This window comes from Luteibacter sp. P4_D7_3, assembly GCF_056401735.1.
Genome location: NZ_JBFUIT010000469.1, coordinates 1 through 2,229, shown reverse-complemented (window position 1 = coordinate 2,229; position 2,229 = coordinate 1). Strand labels below are relative to the sequence as shown.

Here is a 2,229-nt window from a genome sequence, read left to right as displayed (position 1 = left end):
CCTGCGCGAGCGCCTGAACAAGCAGGTCCGCATCGATGTCGTGCCGAAGGGACAGGAACACGCGGTCGACCTCGGCACGATGCCGGCTCCGGAAGTACCGCTCAACCGCAAGGGCGAAGAACCCGGCACCTCGTTGCGCCACTTCCTCGCCAGCTACAAGGGCAGCGTGCTGATCGCCGCCGACTCGGCCGGCCGTCGCGAAGCGCTCATCGAGCAGCTCGCCGGCGCGGGCGGCATGAAGCCCGTCAACGTGGACGGCTGGAAAGATTTCCTCGCCAAAGACGAGCGTTTCGCGATTACCGTCGCTTCGCTCGAGCAGGGCTTTGCCCTGACGAAGCCGGCGCTCACGGTGCTCACCGAACGCGAACTCTTCGGCGAGCGCRTGCGCACCGATCGCAAGAAGCGCGTCGGCGCCGCTCGCGACCCCGAAAGCATCATCAAGGACCTCACCGAGCTTTCCATCGGCTCGCCCATCGTGCATATCGACCACGGTGTCGGCCGCTACCAGGGCCTGGTGTCGCTGGACGTTGGCGACATGCCCGGCGAGTTCCTGACCATCGAGTACACCAAGGGCGACAAGCTCTACGTGCCCGTGGCGCAGCTCGGCCTGGTCAGCCGCTACACGGGAACGGCGCCCGAACTGGCACCGCTGCATTCGCTGGGCGGCGACGCCTGGGAACGTGCGCGCAAGAAGGCCGCCGAGAAGGTCCGCGACGTCGCCGCCGAGCTGCTCGCGATCTACGCACAGCGCGAAGCCCGCCAGGGCGAAGCGCTGTCGATCGACCGCCAGATGCTCGAGGAATTCGGTGCCACCTTCCCCTTCGAAGAGACCGCCGACCAGCAGGCAGCGATCGACGCCGTCATCACCGATCTCGCCGCGCCGCGCGCGATGGATCGCGTGGTCTGCGGCGACGTGGGCTTCGGCAAGACGGAAGTCGCCCTGCGCGCCGCCTTCGCAGCAGCGACCGCCGGCAAGCAGGTCGCCGTGCTCGTCCCGACCACCCTGCTCGCCCAGCAGCATTACCGCAACTTCGCCGATCGCTTCGCGGACTGGCCGGTGCGCGTCGATGTCGTTTCCCGCTTCAAATCGAAGAAGGAAACGGATGCGGCGCTGGAACGCCTTGCCGACGGTCAGATCGACGTCATGGTCGGTACGCACAAACTTTTGCAGGCCGACATTCGCTTCAAGAACCTCGGCCTGGTCATCGTCGACGAAGAACAGCGTTTCGGTGTGCGCCAGAAGGAACAGCTGAAAAAGCTGCGTGCCGAAGTCGACCTCCTCACGCTGACGGCAACGCCCATCCCGCGCACGCTGAACATGGCGATGAGCGGCCTACGCGATCTGTCCATCATCGCCACGCCGCCCGCGCACCGTACCGCCGTACGTACGCTGATCTCGACCTACCAGCCCGCCCTTATCCGCGAAGCGATTCAACGTGAGTTGGCACGTGGTGGTCAGGTGTACTTCCTGCACAACGAAGTGGAATCGATCGAGCGCATCGCACGTGAACTGGGCGAACTGGTGCCGGAGGCGCGCATCCGCGTCGCCCACGGCCAGATGCCGGAGCGCGAGCTGGAACAGGTCATGGCGGATTTCCATCGCCAGCGTTTCAACGTACTCGTCTCGACGACCATCATCGAATCGGGCATCGACATTCCCACCGCGAACACGATCGTGGTCAACCGCGCGGACCGCTTCGGCCTGGCGCAGTTGCACCAGCTCCGTGGCCGCGTCGGTCGTTCGCATCATCGCGCCTACGCCTACCTCATCGTGCCGGACCGCAAGGCCATGACGGCCGATGCCGAGAAGCGCCTCGAAGCGCTGGCCTCGTTGGAAGAACTGGGCGCGGGCTTTACCCTCGCCACGCACGATCTCGAAATCCGCGGCGCCGGCGAAATGCTGGGCGACGAACAGTCCGGCCAGATCCAGGAAATCGGCTTCGGCTTATACACCGAGCTGCTCGATCGCGCGGTCCGCGCCCTGAAATCCGGCAAGGTGCCCGACTTCGACCTCACTTCCGAACACGAGACCGAGGTGGAACTGCACCTGCCCGCCCTGATCCCGAACGACTACCTGCCGGACGTGCATGCGCGCCTGACCCTGTACAAGCGGATCGCCAGCGCGCGCATCGACGAATGCTTGAGCGAGTTGGAGGTTGAAATGATCGACCGTTTCGGTCTGCTACCGTACCAGAGGAAGTGCCTGTTCGCCGTTGAGCAGCTGAAGGT

The 2,229-nt window shown here is 65.1% G+C and carries 1 protein-coding gene; it reads left to right on the top strand.

Going from position 1 to position 2,229, the window contains the following annotated elements; translation table 11 throughout:
* The coding region (gene mfd, locus AC1DSN_RS21615) for a transcription-repair coupling factor (protein WP_477332809.1) at positions 1-2,229 on the top strand (2,229 nt) is incomplete at both ends.